Raw genomic sequence first — 11,675 nt, forward strand, 5'->3', positions numbered from 1 at the left:
CAGTTTCCTCGCCAACTTGATGTGCATGAGAGCAACCATCTCACCGCTCTTGGCCTTGAGCGCCGCGCGCCCTTCGTTCAACCGCCGCCATCACTTCAATGACCTCGTTGGCCCAGGCGATCTGTCCGGCGGTTGACGTCAGCATCTTGTGGCTCCAATCCATCATGGGGGCGCCGGAGAAGGGATAATTTTGATTTCTCGACAGCTTACATTACTCTTCAAAATTTCTCCAAATGGCCGATGGACATGGCGCTATCCGACGACGCGGGAAAGGACAAACTCGCAATATCGCTAACGTCGGCCAATGCACGAGATACCGTCGCCTGGTCTATCGCAACCAAATGCAGAATTCCGCAAGAAGAACTGTGTGTGCGATGGCTGACCAGTCCGGGCATCTCAGGCCTGACCGAGCAGCTTAGATCGGAGGACATCGCTTTCTGGCTCGCGGCAGTACATCCCCCTCATGACCAATGCACCGATGGATTGGGCACACTCAGCTTCGAGCAAGCTGCCGCGGTGCTCGACGGCGAGGAAGCCAGCCGCATGGTGCGCTTCGTGCACATTGAGGATCGAAACAGCTACCTCGCCGCACATGCCGGCGTCCGCCTTTTGCTGGGGAGCATTGTCGGGCAGGCCGCCGACGCCTTGCGGTTTCGACCGTCCGAGCACGGCAAGCCGATGCTCGTCAATGACGCGCCGAACATCGACTTCAGCCTCAGTCACGCAAGAGGTGTGGTCGCTGTCGCTGCTGCGCGTTCGCCGGTCGGTGTCGATGTCGAGCCATTGCGGGAAATTCCCGATCTGGATTCCGTGAGTGAAATCGTCCTGGCTCGCGAAGAGCGTGAGGTCCTGTGGAGTACCCCTGCCGCATTCCGGTCGCGGCTGTTTCTTCGCTACTGGACCCTCAAGGAATCCATACTTAAGGCAGCCGCGCTTGGATTCATCATTCCACCGCACTCGGTGATCATCGACGCAGGCCCATCACCCGCCGTTCTTTCGCTGCCAGCAGCGCTCGGGCCTGTCTCGCAATGGCGGCTGATAGCTCCCGCCGCCGAAGGCTAAGCTATCAGCTCGCGGCGCGAGATCGTCAAAAGCAGCGACTCGGCGATTTCCTGCGAACGGTTGGCCAGAACGGAGAGCAACGTGTCGCTCAGGCCGTGAGAGGCCTCGGAATATCCCTGGAGATGGATTTGCGGCCGAAACGCCGGGCTCGTGGCGAGCCTGTAATTGCGGTCGACAACGTCGTCATGGATATAGCGCCGTATCGGCTCCAGAAACGCGTGTGGCGTTTCCCTGTCATAGCCGGTCGCGAGGATAACGGCATCGTAGCAGGAGCGGCGGTCCCGACCGTCGAACTTATCGACCGTTCGGATTTCAATGCCTTCAACGGCCGCCAGCACTTTGGTGATTTCGCTGCGCGGATGCAATTCGATGCCCGTCGTGCCGCTGACGCGTTGCTGGTAGAGCAATCGATACAGCTGATCGAGCAGATCGGAATCGACCACGGCATAGTTGGTATTTCGAAAATTGCGAACGATCGCATCTCGGCGCTCGTCCGGCTGGGCATAGATAAAATCCGTGTAATCCGGGTTGAAGATTTCGTTGACGAACGGGCTGCTGTCGGACGGCTTCAACGCATGGCCACGAAAAATCAGGTCAATGTTCGCGTGCGGAAAACGGTTTCGAAGATCGACCGTCACCTCGACCGCGCTCTGCCCTCCACCGATTACGGCCACGCATGCCGCCTTGCCGCCGAGGCCGGCGGACTCGACCGTATCGAGGTAGCGGCTTGAGTGAAATAATCTGGAATCATCGGCGATTTTCGCGAAGACCTGCGGGATATTGGGCTTACCTCCCGCCGCCACGACCAGGTTCTTCGCAAGCCGCACCGTTTCACCGCCGGCGAAGTTGCGTGAATAGACCCGCAATGATGTCACCGACTGCCCCGCAGTTACGGGTTCGATGGCAACGACGGCTTCGCCGTAAGCCGCTTGTGATTTGAACTGCGCTGCCACCCACCGCAGGTAATCGTTGAATTCCGTCCTGCTCGGATAGAACGTCCGGCAGTTGATGAAATCCTGCAAGCGGCCGTGCTTGTGCAGATAGTTCACAAAGGTGAACGGACTGGTCGGATCACGCAACGAGACCAGATCCTTGAGAAACGAGATCTGCATATCGCTGCCCGGCAAAAGCATGCCGCCATGCCAGGTAAATTGGCGCTGCCTCTCGACAAAAAGAGGAGCGCATTTCAGGCGTGACCTTCTGGCGCACTCGTCCAGCGCGATCGCAAGCGCGAGATTGGACGGCCCGAATCCGACGCCAATGACGTCGTGCTCGATGGCAAGCTGGTGAGACATAAAGCTGCGCTCCGTTCGCGCGTTAGGCTGTGGGTGCCGGACCGGCCATAGCCGGTAGCCACAGCCGGTCACCAAAGAAGCGCTCGCGCTGCAGCATGACCAGGGTGGCCCGCTTGTGTGGGAAATCGAAATTCTTGATCTTCGCGAATCCCGAGAGTTCGAGGTTGCGGAGTTGTTGCGAATGCGCCGCCGCCGGCTCGCCGACGATCCGCTGCGTACGGCAATCATCCAGGAACATGTAGTGCATCAGCGACGGCAGCCACGCGCTGATGTAGCGGCGACCACGATAGGCGTCCTCTCCGACGACAACGTGCCAGCCGCGATCATAATCATCGGCATCGTAAAACGGCGCGATACGGTTTTCCTTGGCCCAATAGACCTCGAAATAGCCGAACGGCGCGTCGCCGAAGCAGCCGATCAGCGGCAGCATGTGCGGATCAGCCAGGATAGTGGACAGATACTTCCGATGCTTTTCGAGATCGCCGGCTTCGTCCCAGAAGGCGTCGACGCGAGGATCGTTCATCCAACGGTGCAGCAAATGAAGATCATCATTCAGATCCGCAACACGGAACGAGATGACCTCGGCGAGCCAGGGAATGAAGCGGGCATACACCATCCCCACCGGTTTTTGCGGACGTCGCGGATGCCGTTTGCCGTCCGTCATGACGTGCAGTTGCGGCATTGGCGGCCGCTCGGCATCGACCAGCCAGTTGTCACGACGCTGCATGACCAAATCCGGAAGCAGCACGAGGTTGCTTCCAGCCACGACAGCGATGCCATGGTCCAGCAGTTCACGCGCAATCGGTTCCGGGACCGAATCCAGAAAAACACGGTCGAGACCCGGGCGCCATCCGAACATTGCCTCTGCAGCCGCTGAAACCGCCCGCACCGCAAGTCGCGGATCGTCGGGAGCATCGAGCATCTTCAGATGATCCAGCTGCTCATCGAGACGCAGACGCATCATCGTGGCGCCACCAGCGACGACCTGCAGGTCCGCACCGTCTTGAAGGACTGTCGCGGCGGCGCGTGGCCCGACCGGAAACGCATGAGGATCTTTCGCGGAGCTCGACGCTTTGTTCATCCGGCACTCGTATTGACGTGATTGCTTTAAACAAGACGCGATCTTCGCTCACGCACGCGATGTAAATCACTCCCGTGCAGGATGACAAGGAATGCCAACGCACCCAGTTTAGATTCCTTACAAAACCAATGAATGACCAGGCCGGGACGTGGCATGCCTTGTTCAAGGCCAGCGCCGGTGGCGCCGAACTTAGATTCAAATTTTCCGAGAGAATAAATAGGTCTAAAGAGGCGCACCGGTTGGAACAGATGACGGCTCCATGACGTTATGGGCCTTCGCCTCGCCAGCGACAATCTTGCCATGCCGGAGCCGCACAAGGTGGTCCGCCGCGCCAAAATAACGGTCGTCATGTGAGATCACGATGATTGTCTTGCCCAGGCGCTTCAGGTCGGGCAGCAGTTCGGTGTAGAAGATGTGCCGGAACGCCGGATCCTGATCCGCCGCCCACTCATCGAACACCAGGACCGGCCGCTCCTCGAGCCAGGCATTCATCAGAGCCAGCCGCTTGCGCTGGCCAGTGGACAGATCCGTCGTCGTGAATACGCCATTTTCAACCGAAACCTTGTGCGCGACCTCCAATCGCTCAAGATACCGCTCCGCGATATCGGGCACCATTCCCGCTCCCTGCAAAAGATCTTCAAACAGGTAGTAGTCGGAAAAGATTGTCGTGAAGAGCTGCCGGTAGTCATCGCGGGTTTCCGTTACGACCGACAGGCCATCGCGAAGCACCGCGCCGCTCTGCGGGGCATAAAGGCCCAGCAGCAGCTTGATGAGCGTGGTTTTTCCGCTGCCATTTTCGCCGACAATGAAAACGATGTCCCCCTGTCGGATATGCAGGTCAATCGGCCCAAGCACGAAAGGATTGCTGCCGGGCACGGTGCGGAAGGCGTACGACACCCCACGGAGTTCGATTGATTTGATCCTGGCCGATGCTTCCGGTGCGGTCGAAGGCGCAGCCAGCAAATCCTGTTCAGGCGTGGAAAACTGTTCCGAGAGTTCGGCGATGCGGCGCATCGCCACCTGTGCGCGGCCGAGCGCGGGCAGAATGCCTATCACCTGGTCGATAGGACCTCGCATATAGAGCAGCACCAGCACAAAACCGCTGGAGACCGAGGCCGGACTGTCCGGCCAAAGGAATGGCCGCAGGGTCAGCGCCACGCCGATCACCACGAAGAACAGCATCGTACCGAAGGCCCGTGCGGTGACGAAAAGATTGATCGACTTGATCTGCACCGCGCTGATCTGGTCGACGGTACGCTGTAGCTTGTCGACGTACACGCGCTGCCGGCGTATGCGGTTCAGGCGCAATTCCTTCGCGCCCTCCGCGATCGCCCGGTAGTGCTTCTGCAACTCATCTTCCGAGTCGCGGGCGGCATTGAAGCCCCGAACCCCTCGCGTTCGCGCAAAGGCATGCACCAGCGAACCCAGGATGATGACCAATCCCGTGATCAGAAACAGCGGCCACGACAATACCGCCAGGTAGACCATGCAGCCGAAAGTGATGACGACAGACACGAAGAAGGACGAAAAGAAGAACGCGAAATCGCTGATCGTGTCTACGTCCTGGGTGAGAACCGGGATCAGGCGATGGGTGCGGTAAATCTCGAGTTGGTCGATCGGCGCCGCCAGAATCTTGGCCGCAAGCGACTTCCGCAGCTCGGCAATGATCCGCTGTCCGACATAGTTGGCGCTTATATCGGAACCGATCGAGCCAATCAGGATCAGCGAGCACAGGCCCGCAAAGGCAAAAAGCAGCGTCGCGACATCGCTCTGCGACGCATAGAGGCCGCGATTGACGACCGCTAGCAGCCCCGCAACGCTGCCGCCGCCGACAATACCGAGGACGACGCCGCCGAGCACGATCGGCCAATACGGCCGCAGGAGATGCAGTATCTGCGCGGTCAGGCCGCTTGGTGGGATCATCATGAGTGCCGCGCTGAATTAATGCTGGAGCGAACCTACACGGCCCGTGGTGGCACGGACAGCCGTGCCCGAGTGATGCGAATACATGATGGCAGCACCGCTATTCCAGTGCTTATTTTCCGGCCTTTTTCGATTGATTCTAATTTGTCATCGGTCACTCATTTAATAAAATGCGCGGGTAGTACTCCCTTTGCATCGCAGCCGAAGAGCGCGTAGGACATAGATCCGGCCGTCGTATCGGACCGCGATACCCGGAAAATCGAGCGCTCGCAGGCCAGCATCGGGCAGGCCCGACTGGAGCAGGCCCGACTGGAGAATAACTTTGGATTCGCTCGTTTCCGAAACCCGCATCCAGCTTGTCGATGCCGCCGGTCTCGCTGCCCGAATGATCGATCATTTGGCCGAGCATGACATCGCCTTCGAGGATAAGGGCGGCCTGATGGTGGCGAAACTGCCGTTTGGAACCAGCTCGCTCGCCGTCGAGGCCGAGACACTCAGGATACGCGTCGAGGCCAACGACAAGGGTCACCTCGAAATGCTGCGTTCGGTCGTAGCATCCCACGTCATCGAGTTCGCAGGCGATGAGGCACCGACGATCGTCTGGTCCGGCCATGAATCCGATGGCGGCACGTTGGCCAATTTCCGCGAGGTACGGCTCAAGGCGGCGATCGATCTCACGCCCCGCATGCGCCGGCTGACGTTCACCGGGGACGACATCGCACGTTTCCTGGATGACGATGACCTCCACGTCCGGCTGTATTTTCCACCGGAAGGCCTCGCCAAGCCTGAATGGCCGTGGCCTGCCGCGGACGGACGTATCATGTGGCCCGAACCGGACCGCAGGCCTCTCACCCGCTACTACACGCTCCGTCGCATCGATCTGCAGACCCGCGAGATCGACATCGATTTTGTGGTTCACGACCATGCCGGACCTGGCTCAGCATTCGGGCTCAATGCGCAAGCCGGCGCCATTTGCGGCATGGCCGGTCCTCTCGGGCGAGGTATTCGTCCGGCGCGCTGGTTTATGCTGGCGGGCGACGAAACCGCCCTGCCCGCCATCGCGCGCATCCTCGAAACACTGCCGGCGACGGCAACGGGCGAGGTCTTTGTCGAAGTCGCCGACCAACTCGAGGAAGTTCCGCTGGTCGCGCCAGCCGGCATGTCGGTTCGTTGGCTGCATCGCGGCGACCGTCCGGCCGGGACAACGCAATTGCTGGTCGATGCCGTCAAGGCCCTGCGATGGCCCGATCATCGCGAGGTCTTTGCATGGGTCGCCTGCGAAGCGCAGGCGCTGAAGGCGCTGCGAAACCATTTACGCGATGAGCGAAAGCTTTCCCGCGAGCAGCATCTTGCGGTCGCGTATTGGAGCCTGCGTCAGCCATGACATCCCGGCGTCCGATACGTGGACCGGCCGGGCTGCGTTCTCCTTGCATCACATAGTTTCCACCGGGCGCTTCCATGCACGCAGTTCTGCCAACCGAAACCGCCCCGGCGACGCGCGACGCGGCCATGCCCTTGTTCGAACTGGACCAGGTCAGCTTCGCGGTGGCGGGCCGCGCATTGCTCGAACCGCTGACTCTGACCCTTCCCGCCCGCAGCGTCGTCGGCCTGATCGGACACAATGGTTCCGGCAAATCGACCTTGCTGAAGATGCTGGCGCGGCAGCAGCCAAATTCCTCCGGTACGATCCGCTTTGAAGGGCGTCCATTGCGGGAATGGAGCGATCGCGAATACGCGCGAAAGGTAGCGTACCTGCCCCAGCAGACCCCGCCTGCCGCCGGCATGCTGGTCAAGGAGCTGGTCGCGCTGGGCCGTTATCCCTGGCATGGCGCGCTCGGCCGATTTGGCGAGACCGACCGCAAAAAGGTCGCGGAAGCCATGGCGCTCACCCACATCGAGGCGTTTGCGGACCGGCTCGTCGACACACTGTCAGGCGGCGAGCGCCAGCGGGTCTGGATCGCCATGCTGGTGGCGCAGGACGCCGAGTGCCTGCTGCTCGACGAGCCGATTTCAGCGCTCGACATAGCCCATCAGATCGAGGTTCTGTCGCTGGTGCAGAAGCTTGCCCGCGAGCGCAACCTCGGAATTGTCGTCGTTCTCCACGACGTCAACATGGCGGCCCGCTTCTGCGACGAGATCATCGCGCTGCATTCCGGCAAGTTGATAACCCGGGGCACGCCTGACAAGATCATGACGCCGGCCGAACTCGAAACCATCTACGGCATCCCCATGGGGGTGATGCCGGCTCCGGATCAAAGCCACCTCATCAGCTTCGCGCGATGAAGGGCCAGATCATCCGCCTTTGCATCGCAGCAGATCACGCGCGCCGCGGGCGCAATAGCCACACCAGATAAGGACCAGCGAGCATCATCGCGAAGATGCCGGCCGGCATCTGGAACGGGAATATCACCATCCGCCCTGCCCAGTCCGCGAACACCATCAGAGTGGCGCCAATCAGCGCAGCCAGCGCCACCTGATGCAGCGCGCGTTGCGCCCCCATCATCCGCGCCATATGCGGCGCGATGAAGCCGACCAGGCTTAGGAGCCCGACCATCAGGGTCGCGGTCGCGGTCAACAGCGCGGTCAGCAGCATGATGATGATTCGGCTCCGCGCCATGGATACGCCCACCGAACGCGAGGCCGCCAGACCGAGCGGCAGGATATCGAGCCAGCGCGACAACATCGGCACCATCGCCAGCAGGATGATCGCGGCGACGGCCAGTATCGCAGCCTCGGTCGGACCGATCTGATAGAGCGATCCCGCCAGCAACGACAGAAGCATGCCGATGCGCGGATCACCGGTCGCAAGCACCATGGCCATGATCGCGCCGAACGCCGCGCTCATGGCGACGCCGGCCAGCAGCACACGCTCCGGACTGAATTCGGACCGCCGGCTGAACAGCAGAACCAGCCCGAGCACACTGAAAGCACCGATCGCGCCGGCGGCAATCTGCGCCGCGCGGGTGTGGGAAGGCATCGCGTACAGGAGAACGAGCACACCCATCGCAGCGCCGTAGCTGATCCCCATCACCTCTGGAGCCGCCATCGGATTTCCGGTCATGCGTTGCAGCAGCGTACCAGCTACCGCCAGCGTGGCCCCCGCAGCCAAGGCCGACACCACGCGTGGCCAGCGCCACGGCAGAAATTCCTGGATGCCGGCCAGACCGCTCCAACCCCAGCCTTCTGAACCGACCCCGACGGCAAGCGCGATCCAGACCACGAGCAACAACAAGACCAGGCCGTACAAGATCACCCGCCAGGGATGTTCCAGCCGTGGTGGAACGGAGGGCGTCAGATTCCCGACCGGCGCGGTGGCCCGAAGCCGCGGCAGCAACAACAATAGCATTGGTGCGCCGATCAGAGCCGTGGCGGCGCCGGCCGGCATTTCGCGATAGCCGGGCGGGATCAGCAACACCAGTTCATCCGTCAGCCACAGCAGCAGCGCGCCGCAAAGCGGCGCCCAAATCAGCCGGTCGCGAAAACGGCGCGCGCCTGACAGCATAACGATGGCCGGCGCCGAAAGGCCCACGAAGCCCATTACGCCGACCACGCTTACAACTGAGGCGCTGAGCGCGATCGCGATGCCCAGCGCGCAGACCCGCGCGCCGGTCAAGCCGAGGCCGAGATTGCGCGCGGTCTCGTCATCGAAGCCAAGCAAGGTCAGCGGGCGCACCATCGCCGCGATCATGGCGAAGGAAATGATGAAACGCGGCGCCAGGAACAGGACGTTGTTCCAGTCCTGCTGATTGAGGAAACCCGCGCCCCAGATGAACAGGCCGATTAAATATTCGTGGTTGAGCAATATCAGGGCCTGGGTCGTCACCGCGCAATAATAAGCAACGATCAGCCCGGCAAGCACCAGCACGACCGGTGATAGCGCACGGCGCCAGGTGAGACCGAACACGCACAGAAACGCAGCGAACCCGCCCAGCAACGCAATCCATTCGCGGCCGAAGGTGAGCAGCGACGGCGCCCACAGGGTTGTCACGGACAGCGCGAGATAGGCGCCGTTCAGGACACCGAGGGTGCTCGGTTCGGCCAGCGGATTGCGCAGCACCTGCTGACACACCGTTCCTGCCAGACCCAGCGCTGCGCCAGCCAGCAGCGCCACCGCGATGCGCGGAAAGACCGTGTAATGCACCAGCATCTGCTGCGGATCGTTGATTTCGGGACGCCACAGCACCGGCAACCAAGCGCCCGCCGGCAGAAACCCCGATAGATGCCGCCATGTCAGCGCAGCCGCTGCCGCAAACAGCAATCCGATCAGCACCGCCGGATGCATCGCGCTCCCGGAGCGGGCGGGCAGCGCCTCAACCTTGCTCATTTTTTTCCTGCGGCAGACGTTCGGCGAGAAGGCGGGCGAAGCGCTCAGCTGCCGGCACGCCGCCATAGAAGAATTGATTTCCCAGCACCGTCAACCGACCCGACCGGAGGAACGGCAGGGTTCGCAACACCGGACTCGACGTGAGCAGAGCTTCGATATCTGCGACCCGTGAACTCATCAGGATCAGCCGCGCGTCCGGAACCGCCGCGAGCACCTCAAGGCCGACGTTGGTATGTCCCCACGGACCGCTCTGCCCGGTCCAAGCGTTCTTCAATCCGAACTGGTTCAGCACCTCCTGATAGAGGCTGTTCGGACCGAACACCAGCGCACGGTTGCGCGCGATCTCGCTGACGAGATACAACGGTTTTCCGCCGCGATTGCGAAGCTGCTCACCATACCTTGTCATCGCCGCATCGAAACGCGCCAGATAGGCTTCGCATGCGGCCTGCATGCCGATCCGCTGTGCGAGCTCCATCGTCGAACTGCGCGCTGTTTCCAGAGGATGCCGGCCGGGTTTGAAAATCGTGAAGATCTCGACCGGTGCGATCAGCTTGAGCCGGGGTATTGCGGCAGTGATACTGGGATCGATGATGATGATATCGGGCGCGAAACTCTGCAGCAGCTCGAGATTTGGCTCCGAGCGCAGGCCGATTTCCTGAACGCTTGACGGGACAGCCGGCTCGACGACGAGCCTGCCGTAGCGCTCGATCTCCGGGACCACGAGCGGCACGACCCCGAGCGCCAGCAGCGTCTGCGCACAGGCCCAGCCGAGCGCCGCAACGCGCGGCGCGGCCTGTGATGTTGCAGCTTGCGTTGCGCAAAGCGGCCAGTTGCCGAGCAGCACGCCCGCGCCAAGGCTCGCGCCGGCGGTGAGAACGGCGCGGCGTGACGGCCGGCGATCGGAGACATCTACAGACTTTTTGCTCATGGAAATTGGCTCAAAGAGCTCTTGCGGCCAAGGCCAGGGGACAGAAGACCATTATGACATACCTTCAACCGTCCTGTCCGTCCAAGCCCTGCCGCTGGGGCGCGAAACGCGTTTGCCAAGGCCTGCCCGATCGCAGCCTGCGCCTGCAAGGCATCGGCGACGACATTCCCCATCCGCAGAAATTCATGGATCATGCCCGGATAGATCTGGAGATCGACGGAAACGCCAGCGGCGCGAAGCCGTGCCGCATAGTCGCGCCCCTCATCGACCAGCGGATCATACTCGGCAAGCACGAAAAGCGCCGGCGCCAGCCCAGAGAGATCATGCGCGGCCAGCGGCGCAAAGCGCCAATCGTCGCGGTCGGAATCGTCACGGAGATATTGCCGGAAGAACCAATCGACGGTGTCTCGCTCGAGCAGAAAGCCAGATCCATACCGGTTATAGGAATCCGAATCTTGCCGCGAGCTCAGGCCTGGGTAGGCGAGAACCTGCAGGACGGGCTGCGGCAAACTCGGCTCGCCCTTGGCTGCGATTGCAAGTGCTGCGGCAAGCGTTCCACCGGCGCTATCGCCGCCAACAGCAACGCGGCCCGCGTCCAGCCCGGCCGCCTCCCCCTCGCGACCGAGCCAGGCCAGCGCATCGACCGCATCCTCGAACGCCTTCGGGAATTTATGCTCCGGGGCAAGCCGATAGCCAATCGACAGCACCGCCGCACCGCTAGCGACGGCGAGGCCGCGGCACAAGGGTTGGTGCGAATCTAGACTTCCGACGACAAAGCCGCCGCCGTGCATGTAAAGCAGAACGGCCGTGGGATTTTTCGCGTCCGGCTCCCGCGGGGCGTAGAGCCGCGCGGCGATGGCATCCCCATCGCGCGTCGGCAGGGAGAGCTGGCGTTCGAACGCCAGCGCCGGAGGGTCGACGTCGAGCAACGGCGAAGAAGCGTCGAAATCCGCGCGTGCCTGTATGGCGGTCAGTTGCGGAAACGGAACGCGTGCACCGCTTTCGGTCCCAAGCTGGACCATCTCGAGGAGCGCTGCGATATCGGGATCAAGGCTCATGCGA

9 protein-coding genes are annotated in these 11,675 nt (G+C 61.8%); 3 read left to right on the top strand and 6 right to left on the bottom strand.

The window, feature by feature from the left end; translation table 11 throughout:
- Positions 1-246 precede the first annotated feature (246 nt).
- Positions 247-1,062 (top strand): 4'-phosphopantetheinyl transferase superfamily protein, encoded by an 816-nt coding sequence (locus JQ574_RS01100; protein ID WP_212383179.1) that lies wholly within the window; start codon positions 247-249, stop codon positions 1,060-1,062.
- Here JQ574_RS01100 and JQ574_RS01105 read toward each other — a convergent pair.
- The 3 genes from JQ574_RS01105 to JQ574_RS01115 all read right to left on the bottom strand — a co-directional run bounded on the left by JQ574_RS01105 (position 1,059) and on the right by JQ574_RS01115 (position 5,361).
- Positions 1,059-2,357, bottom strand: coding sequence for a lysine N(6)-hydroxylase/L-ornithine N(5)-oxygenase family protein (locus JQ574_RS01105; RefSeq protein WP_212208264.1), 1,299 nt, complete (start codon positions 2,355-2,357; stop codon positions 1,059-1,061). The genes JQ574_RS01100 and JQ574_RS01105 overlap by 4 nt on opposite strands.
- Before the next feature lie 22 nt (positions 2,358-2,379).
- Positions 2,380-3,438 (bottom strand): GNAT family N-acetyltransferase, encoded by a 1,059-nt coding sequence (locus JQ574_RS01110; protein WP_212208263.1) that lies wholly within the window; start codon positions 3,436-3,438, stop codon positions 2,380-2,382.
- A gap of 222 nt (positions 3,439-3,660) precedes the next feature.
- Positions 3,661-5,361, bottom strand: a complete 1,701-nt coding sequence (locus tag JQ574_RS01115) for a cyclic peptide export ABC transporter (protein ID WP_283813672.1) — start codon at positions 5,359-5,361, stop codon at positions 3,661-3,663.
- A gap of 322 nt (positions 5,362-5,683) precedes the next feature.
- Here JQ574_RS01115 and JQ574_RS01120 point away from each other — a divergent pair, with 322 nt between their 5' ends.
- Both JQ574_RS01120 and JQ574_RS01125 read left to right on the top strand, forming a co-directional pair.
- Positions 5,684-6,745 carry a siderophore-interacting protein gene (locus JQ574_RS01120; RefSeq protein ID WP_212208261.1) on the top strand — a complete coding sequence of 354 codons (1,062 nt, stop codon included), beginning with the start codon at positions 5,684-5,686 and terminating at the stop codon, positions 6,743-6,745.
- Positions 6,746-6,819: 74 nt separating this feature from the next.
- Positions 6,820-7,644, top strand: coding sequence for an ATP-binding cassette domain-containing protein (locus JQ574_RS01125; protein ID WP_212208260.1), 825 nt, complete (start codon positions 6,820-6,822; stop codon positions 7,642-7,644).
- Between the two features lie 34 nt (positions 7,645-7,678).
- On the opposite strand, the gene fhuB is transcribed toward JQ574_RS01125, so the two are convergent.
- From fhuB to JQ574_RS01140, 3 genes are all read right to left on the bottom strand, one after another.
- Complete coding sequence (gene fhuB / locus JQ574_RS01130) at positions 7,679-9,685, bottom strand: Fe(3+)-hydroxamate ABC transporter permease FhuB (RefSeq protein ID WP_249119008.1); 2,007 nt, start codon at positions 9,683-9,685, stop codon at positions 7,679-7,681.
- Positions 9,672-10,529 (bottom strand): ABC transporter substrate-binding protein, encoded by an 858-nt coding sequence (locus JQ574_RS01135; protein ID WP_212208259.1) that lies wholly within the window; start codon positions 10,527-10,529, stop codon positions 9,672-9,674. Before JQ574_RS01135 ends, fhuB begins: the two co-directional genes overlap by 14 nt.
- 80 nt (positions 10,530-10,609) lie before the next feature.
- A complete protein-coding gene (locus tag JQ574_RS01140; RefSeq protein ID WP_212208258.1) occupies positions 10,610-11,671 on the bottom strand; it encodes an alpha/beta hydrolase in 1,062 nt (353 codons plus the stop codon).
- Between the last annotated feature and the right edge of the window lie 4 nt (positions 11,672-11,675).

The sequence above is a fragment of the Bradyrhizobium sp. AUGA SZCCT0158 genome, assembly GCF_018130065.1.
GTDB lineage: Bacteria > Pseudomonadota > Alphaproteobacteria > Rhizobiales > Xanthobacteraceae > Bradyrhizobium.

Coding starts and splice junctions, on each gene's coding strand:
- JQ574_RS01140 (WP_212208258.1), bottom strand. CDS start 11,671: ATGAGCCTTGATCCCGATATCGCAGCGCTCCTCGAGATGGTCCAGCTT.
- JQ574_RS01110 (WP_212208263.1), bottom strand. CDS start 3,438: ATGAACAAAGCGTCGAGCTCCGCGAAAGATCCTCATGCGTTTCCGGTC.
- fhuB (WP_249119008.1), bottom strand. CDS start 9,685: ATGAGCAAGGTTGAGGCGCTGCCCGCCCGCTCCGGGAGCGCGATGCAT.
- JQ574_RS01105 (WP_212208264.1), bottom strand. CDS start 2,357: ATGTCTCACCAGCTTGCCATCGAGCACGACGTCATTGGCGTCGGATTC.
- JQ574_RS01100 (WP_212383179.1), top strand. CDS start 247: ATGGCGCTATCCGACGACGCGGGAAAGGACAAACTCGCAATATCGCTA.
- JQ574_RS01115 (WP_283813672.1), bottom strand. CDS start 5,361: ATGATCCCACCAAGCGGCCTGACCGCGCAGATACTGCATCTCCTGCGG.
- JQ574_RS01125 (WP_212208260.1), top strand. CDS start 6,820: ATGCACGCAGTTCTGCCAACCGAAACCGCCCCGGCGACGCGCGACGCG.